18 protein-coding genes are annotated in these 18,427 nt (G+C 63.9%); 10 read left to right on the forward strand and 8 right to left on the reverse strand.

What is annotated here, in order from left to right:
- The first annotated feature begins 48 nt into the window (after positions 1 to 48).
- Together ACX4ZE_RS08870 and ACX4ZE_RS08875 are read left to right on the forward strand one after the other, a co-directional pair.
- Positions 49 to 600, forward strand: coding sequence for a hypothetical protein (locus ACX4ZE_RS08870; protein WP_480272847.1), 552 nt, complete (start codon positions 49 to 51; stop codon positions 598 to 600).
- Positions 601 to 946: 346 nt separating this feature from the next.
- The gene (locus ACX4ZE_RS08875) at positions 947 to 2,413 is read left to right on the forward strand and encodes a PepSY-associated TM helix domain-containing protein (protein ID WP_480272848.1); all 1,467 of its coding nucleotides are present in this window, start codon (positions 947 to 949) and stop codon (positions 2,411 to 2,413) included.
- Between the two features lie 85 nt (positions 2,414 to 2,498).
- Here ACX4ZE_RS08875 and ACX4ZE_RS08880 read toward each other — a convergent pair whose 3' ends face one another.
- Positions 2,499 to 3,026: an ArsI/CadI family heavy metal resistance metalloenzyme gene (locus tag ACX4ZE_RS08880; RefSeq protein ID WP_480272849.1), complete on the reverse strand. Its 528-nt coding sequence runs from the start codon at positions 3,024 to 3,026 to the stop codon at positions 2,499 to 2,501.
- Between the two features lie 100 nt (positions 3,027 to 3,126).
- Here ACX4ZE_RS08880 and ACX4ZE_RS08885 point away from each other — a divergent pair, with 100 nt between their 5' ends.
- Positions 3,127 to 3,486 carry an Rv2640c family ArsR-like transcriptional regulator gene (locus ACX4ZE_RS08885; RefSeq protein ID WP_480272850.1) on the forward strand — a complete coding sequence of 120 codons (360 nt, stop codon included), beginning with the start codon at positions 3,127 to 3,129 and terminating at the stop codon, positions 3,484 to 3,486.
- Positions 3,487 to 3,537: 51 nt separating this feature from the next.
- On the opposite strand, the gene ACX4ZE_RS08890 is transcribed toward ACX4ZE_RS08885, so the two are convergent.
- The 3 genes from ACX4ZE_RS08890 to galK all read right to left on the reverse strand — a co-directional run bounded on the left by ACX4ZE_RS08890 (position 3,538) and on the right by galK (position 7,148).
- Positions 3,538 to 5,103 (reverse strand): hypothetical protein, encoded by a 1,566-nt coding sequence (locus ACX4ZE_RS08890; RefSeq protein ID WP_480272851.1) that lies wholly within the window; start codon positions 5,101 to 5,103, stop codon positions 3,538 to 3,540.
- Positions 5,088 to 5,855 (reverse strand): ABC transporter ATP-binding protein, encoded by a 768-nt coding sequence (locus ACX4ZE_RS08895; protein ID WP_480272852.1) that lies wholly within the window; start codon positions 5,853 to 5,855, stop codon positions 5,088 to 5,090. The genes ACX4ZE_RS08890 and ACX4ZE_RS08895 overlap by 16 nt, the downstream gene beginning before the upstream one ends.
- A 132-nt stretch (positions 5,856 to 5,987) precedes the next feature.
- Entirely contained in the window at positions 5,988 to 7,148 is a 1,161-nt protein-coding gene (galK, locus tag ACX4ZE_RS08900; RefSeq protein WP_480272853.1) for a galactokinase, read from the reverse strand.
- A 340-nt stretch (positions 7,149 to 7,488) separates the two neighbouring features.
- On the opposite strand from galK, the gene ACX4ZE_RS08905 reads away from it, so the two are divergent.
- Entirely contained in the window at positions 7,489 to 9,018 is a 1,530-nt protein-coding gene (locus ACX4ZE_RS08905; RefSeq protein WP_480272854.1) for a diguanylate cyclase domain-containing protein, read from the forward strand.
- A gap of 3 nt (positions 9,019 to 9,021) precedes the next feature.
- Here the strand turns inward: ACX4ZE_RS08905 and ACX4ZE_RS08910 are convergent, their stop codons facing one another.
- Together ACX4ZE_RS08910 and ACX4ZE_RS08915 are read right to left on the reverse strand one after the other, a co-directional pair.
- Complete coding sequence (locus tag ACX4ZE_RS08910; protein ID WP_480272855.1) at positions 9,022 to 9,759, reverse strand: DUF6319 family protein; 738 nt, start codon at positions 9,757 to 9,759, stop codon at positions 9,022 to 9,024.
- Between the two features lie 170 nt (positions 9,760 to 9,929).
- Entirely contained in the window at positions 9,930 to 10,550 is a 621-nt protein-coding gene (locus ACX4ZE_RS08915) for a TetR/AcrR family transcriptional regulator (protein WP_480272856.1), read from the reverse strand.
- 230 nt (positions 10,551 to 10,780) lie between these two features.
- On the opposite strand from ACX4ZE_RS08915, the gene ACX4ZE_RS08920 reads away from it, so the two are divergent.
- From ACX4ZE_RS08920 to ACX4ZE_RS08935, 4 genes are all read left to right on the forward strand, one after another.
- Complete coding sequence (locus ACX4ZE_RS08920) at positions 10,781 to 11,068, forward strand: hypothetical protein (protein WP_480272857.1); 288 nt, start codon at positions 10,781 to 10,783, stop codon at positions 11,066 to 11,068.
- A 7-nt stretch (positions 11,069 to 11,075) separates the two neighbouring features.
- Complete coding sequence (locus ACX4ZE_RS08925) at positions 11,076 to 12,236, forward strand: serine hydrolase domain-containing protein (RefSeq protein ID WP_480272858.1); 1,161 nt, start codon at positions 11,076 to 11,078, stop codon at positions 12,234 to 12,236.
- A 68-nt stretch (positions 12,237 to 12,304) separates the two neighbouring features.
- Positions 12,305 to 13,954 (forward strand): steroid-24-oyl-CoA synthetase, encoded by a 1,650-nt coding sequence (gene casG, locus ACX4ZE_RS08930; RefSeq protein WP_480272859.1) that lies wholly within the window; start codon positions 12,305 to 12,307, stop codon positions 13,952 to 13,954.
- A 153-nt stretch (positions 13,955 to 14,107) separates the two neighbouring features.
- The gene (locus ACX4ZE_RS08935) at positions 14,108 to 14,965 is read left to right on the forward strand and encodes an alpha/beta fold hydrolase (protein WP_480272860.1); all 858 of its coding nucleotides are present in this window, start codon (positions 14,108 to 14,110) and stop codon (positions 14,963 to 14,965) included.
- Positions 14,966 to 15,348: 383 nt separating this feature from the next.
- Here the strand turns inward: ACX4ZE_RS08935 and ACX4ZE_RS08940 are convergent, their stop codons facing one another.
- Entirely contained in the window at positions 15,349 to 16,230 is an 882-nt protein-coding gene (locus ACX4ZE_RS08940) for a mycofactocin-coupled SDR family oxidoreductase (RefSeq protein ID WP_480272861.1), read from the reverse strand.
- A gap of 362 nt (positions 16,231 to 16,592) precedes the next feature.
- Here ACX4ZE_RS08940 and ACX4ZE_RS08945 point away from each other — a divergent pair, with 362 nt between their 5' ends.
- Both ACX4ZE_RS08945 and ACX4ZE_RS08950 read left to right on the forward strand, forming a co-directional pair.
- Positions 16,593 to 16,820: a hypothetical protein gene (locus ACX4ZE_RS08945; RefSeq protein ID WP_480272862.1), complete on the forward strand. Its 228-nt coding sequence runs from the start codon at positions 16,593 to 16,595 to the stop codon at positions 16,818 to 16,820.
- A gap of 84 nt (positions 16,821 to 16,904) precedes the next feature.
- Positions 16,905 to 17,561 carry a class I SAM-dependent methyltransferase gene (locus ACX4ZE_RS08950; protein ID WP_480272863.1) on the forward strand — a complete coding sequence of 219 codons (657 nt, stop codon included), beginning with the start codon at positions 16,905 to 16,907 and terminating at the stop codon, positions 17,559 to 17,561.
- Positions 17,562 to 17,602: 41 nt separating this feature from the next.
- Here the strand turns inward: ACX4ZE_RS08950 and ACX4ZE_RS08955 are convergent, their stop codons facing one another.
- Entirely contained in the window at positions 17,603 to 18,415 is an 813-nt protein-coding gene (locus ACX4ZE_RS08955; RefSeq protein WP_480272864.1) for an amidohydrolase family protein, read from the reverse strand.
- Between the last annotated feature and the right edge of the window lie 12 nt (positions 18,416 to 18,427).

The raw sequence follows: 18,427 nt of genomic DNA on the forward strand, positions 1-18,427 counted from the left end.
GCGAACGATAGGTGAATTCAGCTGTTACTCGTCAGTTATCATCAGCGGATGCTCCTAGAGTTCGACCGGTCTGCCGCGCAGCGCCGCGGTGCCGCCGCGCGGGTGCGCGGCGGTTCGGCCGGTACGATCTCAGCGACCGTTTCCGTTGCGGCGCACGGCTGGACAACCGACGGAAGGCTACCGGACACCACCACATTGGCGCTGCTCATGACAGCCGCCGCCGCGACCGGTGTCATGGTGACGGGCCTGCACACTCCCATCAGACTGATCACAGCGCTCCTGGTCGGACAGTTGCTCGGCCACCTCGCCATGGGACTCAGCTCAGGACACCTGCGGCACGGTGATGTCCAACTGTCCCCGGCCATGCTCATCGCGCACCTGTTCGCCACCGCCGTGGCCGCTATAGTGATCCGTGGCGCGGAGAACGCCTATCGGATCGGGACCGCAGTACTGGCTCGTGTGCTTCCGACGCGCCACACTCCGCCTGTCGTCGCGCACCATGCACCTCTACGTACGACCCACCGCGACCGCGTCATCCTCCGCGTACTTGCCACCGAGTCGCTCCGCACGCGCGCACCGCCACTGCCGGTTGCCCGCTGATCTCTTCCACTCCCCCTAACGGAGAACACCATAGCGCGCGTAGCGTTCGCCTCCGCCAGTCGTGGAGCGCAGCGGCGCCGCATACTCCCACGATGTAGGGATAACTCCGACCTACTGAAAGCGCACTTCCACCGCGCATACCAGTGTGGCGAGATCACGGCTGCCCGAAATGAGCCTGCCCGCTTTTCCTCTGCGGGCTCATCCGGCAGACAAGGTATCCGCGATGCGCGGACCGGTCACCCTACAGACCGCGCGTTGCCCTGCGACCACGGCGCCCAGCGCCGTCCAGCTATCCGGACGACGACTTGTACCCCTCCGGGTTCCCGACGTCAGAAACGAAATGATCATGAGTACCTCAGAGACAACCGTCTCCGCCGCCGAGGCAGCGGCGACGGAGACATCCACCACCACGCGCCGGTCCGCGCCACGTAATGACCTATCCGCGCTGGCCATGCGGCTGCATTTCTACGCAGGCGTGTTCATCGGACCTTTCCTGCTCATCGCGGCCGTTACCGGCGCACTCTATGCGATCTCACCGACTATCGAGTCGATCATGTCGCGCGAACTACTGACGGTCACCCCGGAAGGAACGCCGAAATCGCTGGCGGAGCAAGTCGGCGCCGCCACAACCACCCAGCCGAATCTGCAGGTGGTTGCGGTCGACCCGGCGGCGGGTCCGACGGACACCACCCGCGTATTGTTCAGCGATCCCAGGTTGGCCGAGTTCGAGCAGCGTGCGGTGTTCGTCAACCCATACACCGCACAACCGGTAGGCGATTCCGTCGTGTACGGCAGTTCGAGAGCACTGCCGCTGCGCACCTGGATCGACCAGTTGCACCGCGATTTACACCTGGGCGAGCCCGGCCGGATCTACAGCGAGCTCGCCGCGTCGTGGCTGTGGATCATTGCCCTGGCCGGTTCGGTCGTCTGGGTACGCCGAGTGCGTAGCCGCCGCACTCGCAACGGCTGGGCTTGGCTGTTCGCGGCCGACCGATCGCTCAGCAAACGTGGGCGCACAGCCAATTGGCACGGCGCGGTCGGCTTGTGGGTGCTCCCCTTGGCGCTGCTGCTATCGGTGACCGGCATGACCTGGTCGGCCTACGCCGGTGAGAATATCGCCGAGCTGCGCAAACAGCTCAGCTGGACCACCCCCGCAGTCAGCACCGCGCTACCCGGAGCTGTTGCGCCCGAGCATGACCCCAGTTCCGTACGACATGGTGACGGCACCACGGTACATACGCCCACCGCTATGCCCGACCGGATCGCACAGCTGGATCGGGTGTATGCGACTGCGCGTGCCGAGGGCATCACCCGGGCCGCCGCGATCACCATCCCGACCACGCCGGAGAAAGCTTTCTTGGTGAAAGAACGTCGGATACCCGGTACTTATACCGTCGACGCAATCGCTGTCGATGGCGCGACCGGCACAGTCACCGATCGCCTGCCCTATGCCGAGTGGCCGCTGATGGCCAAATTCACCAACTGGGGTATCCAGTTCCACATGGGACTGCTGTTCGGGGTGCTCAATCAGGTGTTGCTGCTCACGGCGATGATCGGACTGATAACTGTCATCGTGCGCGGCTATCTTCTGTGGTGGCGTAGACGACCGGCTCGCGCCACGAGCCGGTTCATTCTAGGACGGGCTCCGCAACGCGGCGCATGGCGAGAGACCACGCCGCAGCTGGTCGTACCACTATTGCTCGCAGCGTTGGTGATCGGCTGGTTCGCCCCGCTGGTCGGCGTGAGCCTACTCGCTTTCCTCGCGGTCGATGCCCTGATCGGCCTCATCGGGCGGGCACGATCCGCCGCTTGACACCGCGTCGCCTGGCGCGCAAGTTCCATGGCGCGCCAGGCGATAGGCAAATGAATGACCGATGAATACCCGCTCCGGGGCAGGGTCAGCCGCAGCAGGCGGTACCGGAAGCAACCGCGTCCCGTTTCGCTTCGCTGCCGCAACACGCACCCTCGACAGTGGCCTCCTCGGCCGTACCACAGCATGGCTGGGCAGCGCCTGCCCCTGCGGGCGCTGGTACCGCATCGAAGGCTTCACTACCGAAGGCTTCACTGTCAGCGAGGACGGTGTACACCTCCCAACGCTCCTGATCCGGCGCGGTAACCCAGACCTTGTCCTGCGTGGCGAAACAACAGGTGGTCGCAATCTGCTCCTCGGTGAACAGCCCTGCCTCCGACAAACGCGTAATCTCCGCGTGAACTCGATCCGAGGTCTCGACCTCGATACCGAGATGGTTGATGCTGCCACCCTGGCCGGGATTCTCGATCAGCACCAGCTTCAGTGGCGGCTCGGTGATCGCGAAATTCGCATAGCCCGGCTTGCGCTTGGCAGGTTCGGCGCGTAACAGCGTTGAGTAGAACCGCACGGCCTGCTCGAGGTCATCGACATTGAGGGCGAGCTGAATCCGGGACATGGTAACAACCTCCACTTGTGTGACTTATATCGAAGAGCTGACACCGTCGAGTGTGGCCACTTTTTCGACATATGTCAACATTCCCGGTATTGTTGTTCACATGCCCAAGGCGTTGCCCGTGATCGATATGTCCGCCCCCGTCTGCTGCCCACCGGTCGCGGCTGGGCCGGTGAACCAGAACGCTGCGCTGGAAGTGGCGCTGCGATTGAAGGCGATCGCCGATCCAGCGCGAGTTCAGCTGTTGTCCCTGCTACTGACCAGCCCGGACGAACAGGAGAACAGCGGAGATCTCGCCACAGCGGTCGGATTGTCGGAATCGACAGTCAGCCATCACCTCAGCCAATTACGTAAGGCAGGCTTGGTCGAGTCCGAGCGCCGAGGCATGAACACCTTCCATCGAGCCCGTCGTGACGCATTGGCCGCGTTGTGCACGGTGCTGGACCCGAACTGCTGCCGTTGAGCTCATGAGGAGCCGGATCGATGCTCATCCCGGTGGCTGAGCAACGGCTGGTCAGCGGCAACGGACAGCGGCAAGGAGCTCGGGGCCTCGGCCGCTGAGACGACGTTCGGCGGCCCTGGCGCCGAACACCGCAGCCGAACCGCCGACAGCGATACCGACAACGACAGCTGCCCAGGCGAGAGCAGTGAGGTGAAGATAGTGGGCGAGGCCGAGGACCATGAGCACGGGCAGCAAAGCGACCAGTTGGCCCATACTGACCACCACCTGCGCCAACCCCTTGGCACACCCTGGATTGCCTGACACGGCAAAGGGGTTCCCGGTTCGAGGCGGCACAGCGTAAGGGGCGGCGACGGAGAGGAACAATCCGGCGCCCGCCACAACACCGAGCACCGCGGGCAGCAGGGACAGCACCAGGGGATAGAGCTCCCAGCGGCCGAGAGCGCCGGGAAGCACGAGTGTGGCCAGGGCTGTCGGTATCCCGATCACCAGCAGCACCGCTACCAGCCGTCCACGGATGTCGGCGCGAACCGCGTCCGGGGTGATGAGTGTCTGCCAGACCGCGGTGCCATCGAATCCGTACAAGTTCATCGCGGCCAGCCCGGAAAACCAGGCAGCTGTGATACCGGCGAACGCCACACCACCCGTACCGCTGCCCTGGACAGTGAGGAACACCGGCAGCAAGAAGCCAGTGATGAGCAGAGGCAGCAGCGTCGCCCGGCGGCGGCTGTCGCGCCACCACGTACGCAGCTCCTTCAGCACCACTGCGGCGACAGGTCCTTTTGGACGCGCCCAGCGCAACAGCACACCCGAGCCCGACGTGACCACGGTGTGCGCCGGGGCGGTCAGCCTGCGGCCGAGCAGCACCGACCACACCTGCCACAGGGCCCCTGACAACAACGCCAACCCAGCCAGCGGCAGCACGGCGCGCAACTGATCCCCACGCTGCGCGGCCTCGACTGCCGCAGGCGCCCACCCCGATGGCAGCGAGCGCAACGCCGTAGTCACCTGGGATGGCGCCGCACGCACGGATTCCAACTGGAAAACCAGCAGACTCATCGGGTAGTACGACAGTCCGACCAAACCAGCCAGCACTATCCCGAGATCCTTACCTCGCCTGGAGCGCAGCGCAGCCCCGGCCCAGGCCAGCACCACTCGGGACAGCAGCACCACGAAAATCAGCTGCAGCACCACACCGGTAGCCGCCACCAACGTTGCCGTCCAACTCATCTGGACCGCCAGCACGATCAGCCCGCCGAAGGCCACCAGATTCACCATCGGCACAGGCCCTGCGAGTGCCGCCGCCAACAGACCCGTCGCCAATTGCCGATTCGTCAATGGCAACAACCGCAGGTGCTCTGGCTGGACCGTCTCATCTCCGCCGCCCATCAGCACCGGACCACACAGCCAGCCGAGAGTCCATATCCCGAACAGGGTGGCAGCCACCGTAACGGCACCGGATACATCGCCATCGGGCACCGAGAATCCGATGACTGTCGCGGTAGTCACGGCGGCGATCATCCCGACCAGCAACCCCAGGACAACAATCGCGCCCTGCCACCCACTCGTGAGCGCACGCCGGGTCGACAACAAACGCATCCGGATCAGGACGCCAACCACGACAAGCCCTCCGCACCACCGACCCGGCCACCGACCAATCGGACGAAAGCTTCCTCCAGCGAGACATCACCGCGCACATCGTCGAGCGCGCCCGCGGCAACCACCTGCCCGCTGGTGAGCACGGCGACCCGATCGCACATGCCCTCCACCAATGCCATCACATGACTGGAAAGCACCACCGCACCACCCGCGGTGACGAACCGTTGCAGGATGGCGCGAATCGTGCCTGCCGACACCGGATCGACCGCCTCGAACGGCTCATCGAGCAATAACAGTTTCGGTGCGTGCAGCAGGGCGGTGGCCAGACCGATCTTCTTACGCATACCGGCGGAGTAATCGACCACCAACGTTCGCTCCGCACTGGAAAATTCGAGCACTGCAAGCAGTTCTTCTGCGCGATCGGCGACAGTGGCTGATGGAAGACCACGCAAAAGTCCGGTATAGCTGAGCAATTCCCGGCCGGTCAGCCGCTCGGGCAGAGCGAGCCCGTCGGGTAATACCCCGACCTCGGTCTTGGCGCGCACCGGGTCGGCCCATACATCGACGCCGAAAATCCACGCCGTACCGGCATCGGGCCGCAACAGACCGCAAGCCATGGATAGCGTGGTGGTCTTACCTGCCCCATTCGGTCCGACCAGCCCGAAGAATGAGCCGGAGGGCACGGTGAGATCGACATTGTCGACCACCGCGTCCCCACCGAATCGTTTGGACAGCCCCGTCAGCCGAAGCGCAGGCTTGCTGTCGATATCCATGAATCCCCCTGTCGAGTCCGCCCTTGTCCAGAATCCGAAGCGATGTCCTCGACAGTACCGACCGGAACTGAGCGACGTTTGCTTCCAGCAGGCCCAGCCTGATGACCAACCGCAGCGGAGCCGCACAATCACTCAGTCGATCCGATGCGCTCCAACTGCTGGAACAACGAGGAAAGTACGTGGATCGGAGAGACCAGCGTCAGTGAAACGCCTGCGGACCGACTCTGTCACCAGCTCGGCGCATCCCCGATCCACCAAAGCGATGACACTTCCTCCGAAGCCACCGCCGATCATGCGCGCACCGTATGCACCTGCGACCAGCGCGGCATCCACCGCGGCATTCAATCCGGGGGTGGATACCTCGAAATCATCCCGCAGCGAAGCATGCCCCGCGGTCAGGACGGGACCGATGATCCTCGGGTCGCTGCCCGCACGCATTGTCTCGGCGATCGCAAGCACTCTTGCGTTCTCGGCCACCACATGCCGGGCTCGCCGTCGCAGTACCTCATTGGTGATCCGGTCGGCGTCTGCCGTGGTCTCGACATCACGCAAGGAGGTGACACCAAGTGCCGCGGCGGCCGCCACGCACTGGTCACGCCGCTCTGCGTAACGGCCGTCGACCAGCTCATGGGGCTGGCCGGTATCGATGACCACGAGATCGAGCCCGAAACGGCTCAGGTCGAACGGGATCTGCTCGTAGGCATCAGCGCGCAGTGTGGTGGCATCAGCGGCGAAACCACGCATGTCGAGTAACAACGCGTGCCCGGCCACACACATCATCGCGGCTGATTGGTCGAGCAGACCGGTCGGCACACCGACATAGGCGTTTTCCGCCTCGCGCGCTATATCGATCAACGCACGATCGGACAGTTCGGGAGCGAATAAATCGCGCAGCGCAATGGCCACCGCACAAGACAGCGCCGCCGAGGACGACAGCCCGGCACCGATCGGCACCTCGCCGTCCAAGTCGAGGTCGACGCCGGGAATCCGCACTCCACGCCGGACGAATTCGGCGAGCACGCCAAGCGGATAACGGGACCACTCCGGCACCCGTGCCCGCTGCGCGACGAAGCCGGACACCTCGACCAGGACAGGCTCGCCGGGCCGCTGCCGTGAGATTGCCCGCACCCGACCATCGTTGCGTGCCACCGCAGTACACCGCATGACCAGCGGCACCGCGATCGGCAGAACATAGCCTTCGGTGTAATCGGTGTGCTCGCCGATGATGTTGACCCGCCCTGGCGCTACCCACGTCCCCACACGCATACCTCGCTGGTTCTTCTCGCTCAGCACAGACCGTTCCGAACAGATTACGAGTTACGCCGAAGGAGAGTTGTTTTCGACGCGCTCGCAAGCACGACCAAGGTGCGACGCGTTGGTTTCGCTCTTGTTACGCCAAGTGCCCGACAGGCAGTCACGTTCCATGCCATGATCAAAACAGTTGTCCAGTTTCTGGCAGCCGAACGCATGGCGGTCGGTTGGGACATCTGCTCGTACAACAACACTCGGTTCTCATGCGCTGACGGTATTCGAGCCGGACTCGAAGAACAGGCGGATGACGAATTCGCCGTGGCAGATACACAGATCTCCCGCACGGCCCGAATTCACCGGGGCAGAGCGACCAAGGGGGCTGATGACACCCAGTACAGGGTTACCGAACAGTCAGCGGCGCCAAATCGGATTGCGCTGGTACGCAGTATCTCTGGGAGGAAGCGCGGTCGCGATCGTCATACACCTGTCGATCGGCTCGCTGCTGGTGTCGTTCACGACGATGGTGATCGTCTTCGGCGTGACGATAGCGACGATCGCCATCGGACTGCGCACTCATCGGCCCGCCCGTCCACTGCCGTGGTGTCTGCTGTCGGCTTCCACGGTGCTGTTCGCAACAGGCATCATGCTCCGAGACAGCCCAGGTCATATGATCCATCCATTCGACGACGCGTTCACCCTGCTCGGCTATTCCGGTGTGGGCCTCATCGCGCTGATCTGGCTGCGCCCGCGCGAGCTACGTGACAACTATGATCTGGTGCTCGACTTCTCCCTGATCGGGCTCGGCGCACTCTTGGCCGCTTGGACCTTTCTCATCTCGCCGATTCTGCAGTCACCACCCGCCGGAGTGAACGTCGTGCTGGCGGCAGTCTATCCAGTACTCGACGCGCTGCTACTCACCTTGGTCGCGCATTCGATGACCACTGCGACCCGCTCGGAGATCGCGCTGTGGTTGGTGCACGCCGGACTGGTCGCGGTACTACTGGGCAATCTGGGCTACAGCCTGGCGGCGGGTACTACCGCACTCGGCGGCAAGGTGCTACTGGCTTCGCTGCTTTTCGCCTTCGCGACCGTTGGAGTCGCGGCACTGCACCCGACCATGGCCGCGCTCGGCGCACCGCGGCGCATCCATCCGCATCACTCCAGGCAGCGCGCCAGTCTCATCGCGATCGCGCTGATCGTGGCTTCCCTGGTTCCGGTGGTCGGGTCCAGGCTGGACCTGTTCGACCGGGTAGTGGTCTCCTCCCTGTTCGCGATGCTGCTGATCGGCATGCTGGTGCGTAGCGAACACGCTATCGTGCGCAGCATCCGCAGCGAGCGACGCGCGAAATACCAAGCCGAGCACGACATGCTCACCGGGTTGCTGAACCGCGCCGCCCTGCTCCGCGCACTGCGACAACGTCGAGAACAGTGGTCCGGACAACCGATCTGTCTGTTGTTCATCGACCTGGACGGCTTCAAACGGGTCAACGACAGCTACGGACACGCGGTCGGCGACGAGTTGATCGCGACTGCGGCGGGCCGGATTCGACATGTGGTGCATGGGGAAGACGTAGTGTCCCGCTACGGCGGCGACGAATTCGTGGTGCTTTCCCCGCTCGGCCTGCCCGAGGCAGCGGTACTGGCCGAACGGCTGATCGGCGCATTCGTCCGGCCGTTCGGACTGAACGCAGGCGAGATACCGATCACAGCGAGTATCGGCATCGCGGGCGTCGGTCCGAGCCGCTCGGATACCGACGTACACGATCTCCTCCGACATGCGGACGCGGCCATGTACTACGCGAAGCAATACGCACTGGGCTATGCGTCCTATGAGGATGCGCGACGCGCGTCCACCGACACCGAGCACCAGGCCCGGCACCCGGCAACTCGACCCACCGGTACCGCAGTGTGAGTGTCAGTCGCTCAACTCCTCCAGCAGACGCTTGGCCTCCGCCAACTCGGCCTGTAACTGATGAACCTTCGCCTCCTGCACGCCACGCAGCGTCTCCAGGATTCCGGCGACCACATCGGCGACCTCGGGGTGCAGGATCTTGGACGCTTGGGCCACCGCCGAACTGGACACCGGAAGTCCGCGCACCGTGCGCTTCTTGCCACTCACCACGTCGACCGACCATTCACCGTCCGCTGTGCCGGTAAGGGTCACCGTGACCTCGGGCGATTTGGTGGACTTGCGCGCGCCTGGGGCCTTGACGGACTTCGCGGGCGGGACAGGCTTGGTCGCGGCATCGGGTCTGCTCGCTCCTGATGTGCTGCCGTGCGGTTTGGGGGCCGATGCCGGAGCGCTCGTCTGCGAACTCGGCGGCTGGGACACAGTGGATTCCTTCCTCGCTGCTTGTTTCGGCTCAGCCTGCTTCGGCTGAGCGGCACCGACCGGCCCGCGCGGTGGCTTGGTCAATGTCACCTCAGTGGGGGAAAAGGACAATACATCCTTCGACCCGGTCGGCCTGACCTGTAGGAAGTCTCCGTCTGCTGGGTCGCCGAGCGCGATCACCTTGCCCGAGCGCCCCTCCGGAACCCCCACTGCGGCCGCGGTGAACCACACCATAGGCGGACGACCACCAGCGATGTCCGTGGCGATCTGCTCGATCTCGCTGTTCGACAAAGGTTGCGGGGTAGTTCGTGGCGACGGCATGGGTGACTCCGAGCGATATTCGTAGTTGGCTGCGTGCACAGATGATGCCCCATGGCACCGACAGTCTCGCGAGGCACCGTCGATACGCATCAGTGGACCGACGACTCCACACCGCCGAATCGGCGTCCACTGTAGGGCACATCCGACAGCTCCTTCATCGAACAGACCGGTCAGCCTGCTGCTGGCGGTGATTGCAGCGCGGGAAACCAGATATCGCTCAGCACCGTGGCGACCTGCTCCGCCGAGACATCGATGGCGCCCCGCAACGCCCACCTGGTGAAGAGCCTTTCCAGTTGTGCCACTAGCAATTCCACACGTAACCGCGCCTCGCTCTGCCGATCGGCGGGCCATCCGGCAAGATAAACAGTCATCGCGTTGGGCAGGGCGAGAATGCCATTGCGGGCGATCTCACGGAACTCGGGTTCCAGTGCCGTGGCCTCATACCAGACGAGCAACACATCCTTGTACTGGTGGAACCACTCGATAGCGCGGGTTACCCAGCCGATGAACTCAGCGCGCGAACCGGTTTCCAGCACCTGGTCGAGGTCTTGGTAGAAACGCAGCGCGCTGGGTCCGATGCCCTGTTCGGCGATCGCCCGCAAGATCCCCGCCTTGCCCGCGAAATGCAAGTAGAAAGTCGCACGGCTGCAACCGACCGCGGCGGCGACGTCGTCCACCCGAACAGCCGCGTAGCCATGGGCACCGAACAACTCTTCGGCCGCTTCCAGCAGCCGAGCCCTGGTCTGTCGCTTCTGTTCGTCCCGCAGGCTGATACTCGCGTTCGTTCGCATGAGAACAAGTTCCTCGTGTTCGCGAAGATGTGCGCCCGCGCACGCCTCCCAGCGAGCGAGGCCGCTATCGGCGGCAGAGCGGGCGTTGCTCACTGGACATAACGTCACTCACTAGACAGTGAGTCTAGCCAGATGTTATTTTGTCGTCTATACCTCTCCAGCGCGACAGCGCCGGGAAGTCCGTCCTGCACCTGCGCCCGGCGTAGGCGCTCCCAGCATGAGGACAGCGAATGCTGGCAACCGCATTCCCCCAGATCCGTTTCACCGGCGCAGACCCCTCCGGGGTCACCGTCGCCGAACGTCCACGAGGTCATGACATCCTCTTCGGCCGCTACGCGGCGACCGACGACAGTAGCGGTTGCCCCACCGGCTATTGCGACTCACCACTGCCCGCCATCCGGATCGAGTTCGATCCCTATACACGGGATATGCGGCACGAATTGACGCGAAGCACGAAACGGGCTGCCGTCATGGGAAATTCGCCGCAGGTTCCGGCCCGGATACCACGCTACCAGTGAGACGACGATGACGGCGACAGACACCGCTACTGCCAGCGCGGGTTTCTGCGCCGAGCGATTCACTCAGGTACGAACGGAATTGGACAATCGGCTCGCCTCTGGCGACGAACTCGGCGCGTCGATTTGCGTCACACTCGATGGCAGTCCGGTCGTCGATCTCTGGGGCGGCTATCGCGACCCGGAACGCGCCGTGCCATGGACCGAGCACACCCTGGTCAACGTTTTCTCGGTCACCAAGACCATGACCGCGCTCAGCGCACTGCTCTTGGTCGAACGCGGTGTGCTGGATGTGTCAGCCAAGGTGGCCGAGTACTGGCCGGAGTTCGCGGCGAACGGCAAAGGCGATATCGAGCTACGACATCTGCTCGCACATACCTCCGGCGTCTCCGGCTGGCAGCCACCGATCGCGCTGACCGACATCTACGACACGGAGGCTGCCGCTGCCCGCCTGGCTGATCAGCCACCATGGTGGGAGCCGGGTACCGCATCCGGGTATCACGCGCTCGACTACGGTCATCTGATCGGCACGGTGATCCGGCGCGTCACCGGTCGTTCGCTGGGCAAGTTCTTCGCCGAGGAACTGGCCGGCCCCTTGGGGGCCGACTTTCACATCGGCACCGCACCCGAACATCACGGGCGAATCGCCACCCTTGTCTCCCCTCCAGTGCCGGAATTCGACATATCCGTTCTCGACCAGGACAGCGTCCCGATCAAGACACTGACCAGTCCACTGCTCGATATCGCCGAAACAGCGAGTGTCGGTTGGCGACAGGCCGAGATCGGCGCGGTGAACGGGCACGGCAACGCGTGCTCGGTGGCGCGCGTGCAATCTCTGGTGTCTTGCGGTGGCGAGCTGGACGGCCACAGGCTGTTGTCGGACGAGACAATCGACCTGATCTTCCAGCAGCAGTCCGATGGTGTGGATCTCGCGCTGTTGGTGCCACTGAGGTTCGGCATCGGCTACGGTCTTCCACAACCACAGATCGCTCCGGCGGTGCCCAGTGGTCGAGTGTGCTGGTGGGCCGGGTACGGCGGTGCGATGGTGGTCAACGACCTGGATCACCGGCTCACTTTCGCCTACACCATGAACCGCATGGCTCCGGGGCTGATCGGTTCGACCCGAGCCAACGCCTATCTACGCGCGACATTCGCGGCGGTCAGCGGCTGATCCGATCGTCTCCTCGCCATCCGTACCCCGCCGAGCCGTCCATCGCAGCCATGAGGAAAATGCTCGAGATGACCGCACCATTAGACCCACAAACCTTCTTGACGCAGGCGATGGACCAACTCACCGGCCCCGGCGGTCGCTTCGAGATGGTGGTTGAAGACGTACTGGGCACACCGATGCCAGTACTGCGGCATAGGCAGTTTTCACTCGGCGATGTGCTCGCCGACTCGGTCGAACACGGCACACGGGATTACCTGATCACCCCGGAGCGCAGGATCTCCTTCACTGAACACGCCGCTGCTGTCGCGGCGCTGGCCACAGCGCTGCGGGAGCGATACGGCATCGGCAAGGGCGACCGGGTCGCCATCCTCGCGGCGAACACGCCCGAGTGGGTGCTCACCTTCTGGGCGGCGCAAGCACTCGGCGCGATCGCGGTGGGCTACAACGCATGGTGGGCGACCCGCGAGATCGCCTATGCGGTAGAGCACACCAGCCCCACGGTGCTCGTCGCCGACACGAAACGCACCGCACTGGCGGCAGAGCTGGACATGCGGATCCCGGTGCTCACCATGGAGTACGACATCCCCGCACTCCTGGCCGACTTCCGGACCACCACCTTGCCACGTACCGAGATGGACGAGGACGACCCCGCGGTGATCCTCTACACCAGCGGCACCAGCGGACGCCCCAAGGGTGTGGTGCACTCGCACCGGAATCTGGTGGCGGTCATCGGATACCACATGCTCAACGACGCGCTGGCCACCATGGCGACCGGAGCCACCGAACCGCCGAGTAACCGACGCTACCTGCTCACCTCGCCATTGTTCCACATCGCCAGCCTGCACAACCTGGTGGTACCCCGGCTGGTCACCGGAGACGCGGCGGTTATCCATCAAGGCGCGTTCGATCCCGACCGAGTACTGCGGCTGATCGAGCGGGAACGAATCACCAACTGGGGCGCCGTACCGACTATGGCCACCAGAATGCTCGACCTGGACCTGTCCGGCTACGACCTGACCTCGCTGACCGCATTCTCCCTGAACTCTGCGCCGTCCTCGGCCACGCTGCAACAGAAACTGCGTGAACAGCTGCCCGCTGCGCGTACCGCCCTGGTGACCAGCTATGGGCTCACCGAGTGCAGCACCGCGGCGACCCTGGCCGGTCCAGCGGAACTCGCCACATTCCCGGATACTGTAGGACGCCCGATCGTCGGTGTCGCGATGCAGATTCGCGACAGCACGGGCAATACCGTACCGGACGGCGTGGAAGGGGAGATCTACCTGCGCAGCCCGTATGTGATGCTCGGCTATTGGCAGGACCCCGCGGCGACCGCTGCGGCGATCACCCCGGACCGCTGGCTGCGCACAGGCGATATCGGCGTTGTGGAAGACGGCAGGCTGCGCATGTCTGCCCGACGTTCGGATCTCATCCTGCGTGGTGGAGAGAACGTCTATCCTCTCGAGATCGAACAGTGTCTCGAGGAACATCCTGGAGTACGCGAATGCGCGGTTGTCGGCGTGCCCGACCCTGATCTGGGGCAACAGGTCGCCGCCGTGGTCGTGGTCGAAAGCGACATAGCGACAACTGAAGAAGAACTGCGTGGGTTTACCGCGGAACGACTGGCCTACTACAAGGTGCCCGCGCTGTGGCGCCTCACCACCACCGCACTGCCTCGCAATGCGACAGGCAAGGTGGTGCGTGCCGACCTCACAGCATAGCCCCGATACCGGATCGGCTTTATCAGACCAGAGTTGCGACATTCCCGCAAAACACCCTCGGGTACAGGCTAAGTGCTCTTCCAACCCGGTCCGACCACGTAAAATCGCTACACAGCAGTGATTCGTTCGCCAGGCCGCTCGCAAGGAGTCAGCGTGGACGTTTTCGAGTACCAGGGCGCAGCTGTGGCCTACGAGCGCACGGGCGACGGACCGGCGGTAGTGTGTCTGCACAATGCCGGTGCGCAGCACCGCATCTGGGATGACCAGGTCACGACACTGTGCCAGGAGCATGAGGTCTTCACACTCGATCTCCCTGGGTACGGTCGAGCCGACCAGCCGGCCACCGGCTATCGGCTCGTGGATTACGCGGATATGCTCGCGGCGTTCTTGGCCGCCTACCGGCTCACCGATGCGGCGCTGATCGGTAACTGCCTCGGCAGTGCCACCGCACTGCGCTACACGATGAGTCATCCCGACACGGTGCGCGCCCTCGTCCTGATCAACCCGCTGACCTGGGACACTGTCAGCTCAGGGCGGTCGGCGGGACTGGCCTGGGCGGGGGCGCGCTTACCACTGGCCCCGCTGGCACGCCGGATCAGCCTACCCGGCTGGATCATCTCGCTGATCGTCGCCCAACAGCTGGGCGCGCGTGGTCACGGACGTCGGCTACAACGCTCACCACGCCTGCGGGCGCACTGGTCCGATCGAGGCAGGCTGACCGCACTGTACGGTCTGGTCCAGGATTTCCCGGCTTACCGCATCATGGACGAGTTCACTCCACCCAGTGATTTCCCGCCTATCTGCACCATTTGGGGCAGGCAGAACCGCGTCCTTTCGGCCGAGGCAGGCAAACGGCTCAACCGTGGACTGCGTCCGCATACCGCGGTGGAACTCGCCGATTGCGGTCACCTTCCCATGGTGGAAGACCCGGAACGGGTTACCTCGATCATCACTGGCTTCCTTGCGACAGCCGGTGCCGTGCGCCTGCGCGAGCCCGACGACGGCAGCTGAGCGCTCAGGAAGCGACAGCGGCTCGGGTCCTACAAGTGTGTTCGATCTCGAACTTCGCGGGCATCCGGTCGGCACCGATATCGGGCGAAGGGTTTTCGACATGTTGTTTCGCCGACTCGCCCGGCCGCTGCTGGCGCTGGGCCGAGCCCCGCGAATAACAGCTGCAGTGCTCGCGGCGACTGTGATTCCCGCGGCTGCCACCGAGGGCAACCATCGCTGGCCTGGCCTGGCCTCCAGGGCCACGCACAACACGGTCGCCGTGATATCAGCGGCGCTGTCGTTCGACGTGACCGCCAACCGCGCGACGCCGCTGACCCGGTGCTTGCGCGGCAGTCTCGGCAAGGCACTGTCTCGAACCGCGGCACAGTCGTGTTCGAAACCGTTCAGAACGCATTCGCACTGCTCCCAGCCGAAATCGTCACAGCTTCTCCGTTGAAGTGCCTGCCGTGTTCGCCGACCAGCAACAGCATGGTCGCGGCCATCTCGACGGGCTGGATCAGATCCCCGTTCGGCGGACCGGATGAGATGAGCGACATCCAATCCTCCTTGGTGGGATTCTCCTTGTCCCTCATCATGAGACGCCACATAGTGGGGTTCTGGATCATATCGGTGTCCACGCCCGCGGGCAGCAGGGCATTCACCGTGATGTCGTACTCAGCCACCTCCAGCGACAGAGATTTCACCAAACCGAGCACGCCCCACTTACTCGCGGCATAATGCCCGGCATTGCGCGCCCCCATCCTGGCCATGTACGACGAGATAGCGATTATCCGACCCCAGCGGCGCTCGATCATATGCGGAACGACTGCGCGAAAACTGTGGAACACGCCGGTCAGATTGGTGTCGATCATGTCCCGCCACAACTGCTCATCCATCTCGGCGACAGACGACTGCGAGGCAATACCCGCATTGGCGATCAGAATATCGATGCGCCCGAATTCGTCGATCGCCCGCTCGGCGACCATCCGCATCTGACCCAGACTACGCACATCGGCCGGTACCGCAACGCATCGCCGACCGGTCCGCTCGACCAGTTCAGCTGTTTCACGGAGGTCATCCGGAGTGCTCAGCGCATAGGGAAGGCCAGGCATTGGCTGCACGATATCGCACACCACGATGTCCACCCCTGCTCTGGCAAGCGCCAGCGCGTACGCACGACCCTGCCCACGGGCACCACCTGTGATCACCGCTGTCTTGTCGTCGAGATCTCCCATCTCAGGCCTCTCCCAGTCGGTACCTACTTCGGCAGCCAGTGAGTGTGCCATGAGCTGGCAGTGACTTCGCAGATCAACGCGCGGATCCACCGCATGTCGTTGTCATATCGCCCGGTCCGCACCGCACCAGAATTTCTCCCGGTAAAGAACAAGTCCCGCACATAAGGTGGTACGCCCCCGCGCGGCTCTCGCCGCGTCGTTACGGCGAGATCCATACCGGCAGTGTGATAATCGTACGCGTCCGTACTGCGGGGCCGCCCCCGACCGCGGCAACGGGCAACCATGGGATGCGTCTATCCGATTCCGCAATGACGCGGGCACGATGTACGCTGCGCGCCAGAAGAATTCCGTTCGCGCGCCCGCACATCGCTGCACTGGAGCCGACACATCCGCCGCGGTTCCTCGGGGGCCCGATGACCGATTGTGAGTATTTCGCCGTGGATCTCGACCAACAGCTCGGCACCGCACCGACCGAGCACGATGCCGCCGTGGCAGGCATGTTCGCCAATCCACAGCTACGCAGGCTGATACACACGGCCATCGGCCTTTCCGACGACTCCATCAACTTGCTGACCACCATGTCCGCGCGCTTACGCGCCGCTGCGGGCATGATGGTGCGCGATCCGCTCGAAGACTACTGATCCACCCGATCGGATGAACTCGGATTCGTTGCTGAATCGGCAACATTATTTGCCGATTCATCGAACCGGGCGGATTGTGGGGGCATGGGTACCACACACCACCACACCGAGGTGACCGCGCGCACCACGGTCGAATACTGGGAAGCCTTCTATCAAGAACACGAACAGGTCTGGTCAGGACAGGTCAACGCGCTTCTGGCCCGTGAAATAGACTTGCTTCCAACAGGTTCCGCATTGGATCTCGGCTGCGCAGAGGGTGCCGACGCGATCTGGTTGGCCGAGCGCGGCTGGCGAGTCACCGCAGTCGATGTGTCGGAGACCGCACTCACCCGTGCGCGAGCCCACGCACGGCGACGGGGAGCGGCTGAGCGCATCGATTGGCAGCGGCACGATCTCGCCGAAAGCTTCCCCACCGGGCACTTCGATCTGGTATCAGCGCATTATCTGCACTCACCGGCCGCACAAAACGGTGAGCGGATGGCTATTCTGCGCCGCGCGGCGGAAGCAGTGGCGCCAGGTGGGCTGCTACTGATTGTCGGACATGCGGCATGGCCGTCTTGGGTCGTGGAGCCACCCATGAATGTAGAGTTCCCGACCACCACCGAGGTGCGTGCGGGACTGGATCTGGCGTCGGCCGAATGGCAAGTAGAGCTCGAAGAGGTCGTCGAGCGCGTCCACCCGGACCCCGAGGGACAACCGGGCACGCGGCTGGACAACATCCTGCGCATCCGCCGCAGCTGACCAGAGCCGACCGGCTGTCCGGCGCTGTTCGGCAGTCGCGCTCAGTCCAGACAGAAAACGCGGCGGGCATTGCCTGCGAGGAACAGTTCGCGGGCCTCGGCGGTCATATCTAGGTCGTCCAGAGCCGCGAGCGCATGCTGCGGGAAGATCATCGGGAAGTTCGTGCCGAACATGACCTTTTCGCGCCCGTGCGCCTTCAGATAAGACACCAACTCCGGTGGATAGCGGCGGACGGTGTAGGCGGAGGTATCGATGTATACGTTCGGGTACTTTGTCGCCAACGCGATCATCTCGGCGGTCCACGGGTAGCCGATGTGCCCGGCGACGATGGTCAGCTCCGGGAATTCCAGGGCCACGTCATCGAGATATGGGATGGGACGACCAGTTTCGGAGGTGCGCAGCGGCCCGGTGTGTCCGACCTGGGTGCAGAACGGTATGCCGAGTTCCACGCACTCGGCATACAGCGGGTAATATCGGCGGTCATTAGGTGGTAGTCCCCATAACCACGGCACTATCCGCAGCGCCTTCATCCCTGATTCTGTCACCGCCCGACGTAATTCCCGCACCGCTGCCATCGGCTTGCGCAGATCTGCCGACGCGACACCGATCAGCCTGCCACCCGACTCCGCGACAAACGCGGCTACTTCGTCATTGGAGATCAGTGCCCCTCCTGGCCCGTACCAGGCGCTGATCAAAGCGAGGTCGACGCCACCCGCGTCCATTGCCGCCAATGTCGCCGAGACCGGCGGCTGATCGGTCGCCAGTGGCGCGCCCCAGCGGCGCAGCGAATCGAACATGTCGTGCTCGAGCATACGCAGCGTAGGATGTTGCGCCCATACATCGATGATGGTCATCTATATTCCTCA

It is taken from the genome of Nocardia sp. TBRC8007, from assembly GCF_056629435.1.

Coding starts and splice junctions, on each gene's coding strand:
- ACX4ZE_RS08870 (WP_480272847.1), top strand. CDS start 49: ATGCTCCTAGAGTTCGACCGGTCTGCCGCGCAGCGCCGCGGTGCCGCC.
- ACX4ZE_RS08875 (WP_480272848.1), top strand. CDS start 947: ATGAGTACCTCAGAGACAACCGTCTCCGCCGCCGAGGCAGCGGCGACG.
- ACX4ZE_RS08880 (WP_480272849.1), bottom strand. CDS start 3,026: ATGTCCCGGATTCAGCTCGCCCTCAATGTCGATGACCTCGAGCAGGCC.
- ACX4ZE_RS08885 (WP_480272850.1), top strand. CDS start 3,127: ATGCCCAAGGCGTTGCCCGTGATCGATATGTCCGCCCCCGTCTGCTGC.
- ACX4ZE_RS08895 (WP_480272852.1), bottom strand. CDS start 5,855: ATGGATATCGACAGCAAGCCTGCGCTTCGGCTGACGGGGCTGTCCAAA.
- ACX4ZE_RS08905 (WP_480272854.1), top strand. CDS start 7,489: ATGACACCCAGTACAGGGTTACCGAACAGTCAGCGGCGCCAAATCGGA.
- ACX4ZE_RS08910 (WP_480272855.1), bottom strand. CDS start 9,759: ATGCCGTCGCCACGAACTACCCCGCAACCTTTGTCGAACAGCGAGATC.
- ACX4ZE_RS08915 (WP_480272856.1), bottom strand. CDS start 10,550: ATGCGAACGAACGCGAGTATCAGCCTGCGGGACGAACAGAAGCGACAG.
- ACX4ZE_RS08920 (WP_480272857.1), top strand. CDS start 10,781: ATGCTGGCAACCGCATTCCCCCAGATCCGTTTCACCGGCGCAGACCCC.
- ACX4ZE_RS08925 (WP_480272858.1), top strand. CDS start 11,076: ATGACGGCGACAGACACCGCTACTGCCAGCGCGGGTTTCTGCGCCGAG.
- casG (WP_480272859.1), top strand. CDS start 12,305: ATGACCGCACCATTAGACCCACAAACCTTCTTGACGCAGGCGATGGAC.
- ACX4ZE_RS08940 (WP_480272861.1), bottom strand. CDS start 16,230: ATGGCACACTCACTGGCTGCCGAAGTAGGTACCGACTGGGAGAGGCCT.
- ACX4ZE_RS08945 (WP_480272862.1), top strand. CDS start 16,593: ATGACCGATTGTGAGTATTTCGCCGTGGATCTCGACCAACAGCTCGGC.
- ACX4ZE_RS08950 (WP_480272863.1), top strand. CDS start 16,905: ATGGGTACCACACACCACCACACCGAGGTGACCGCGCGCACCACGGTC.
- ACX4ZE_RS08955 (WP_480272864.1), bottom strand. CDS start 18,415: ATGACCATCATCGATGTATGGGCGCAACATCCTACGCTGCGTATGCTC.